General features: G+C 49.8%; 1 protein-coding gene. It reads right to left on the reverse strand.

The features are described from left to right. Positions 1-299 (reverse strand): AMP-binding protein (locus AN214_RS22030; RefSeq protein ID WP_152960866.1); only part of this gene is annotated, 299 nt, incomplete at both ends.

Below are 299 nucleotides of genomic sequence, written 5' to 3' on the forward strand. Positions count from 1 at the left end.
CGAGGCAGCCCTATTCCAACACGATCACCTACGCCCACACCCATTTCATTGAGGTAATGAGCTAAACGCTCCGCTTGGGATGCTAGCGCCTGGTACGTCAAGGTCTCTTCTTGACAACGCAAGGCTATCGCGTCTGGCGTCGCTTTCGCTTGTTGAATAAATTGGCTAATAAGCGGTTGGCGATTGTAGGCTTTATCCGTTTGGTTTAACACTTCCGTTAAATAGCGCACTTCATATTCAGGTAATAACGACCTCGACTGATGGGACGCCGCTAAGTCCGCTAACAGGGACTGGTAAAC

Origin of the sequence: Pseudoalteromonas sp. P1-9, from assembly GCF_001399975.1 — a bacterium.
Taxonomy (GTDB): Bacteria; Pseudomonadota; Gammaproteobacteria; order Enterobacterales; family Alteromonadaceae; genus Pseudoalteromonas.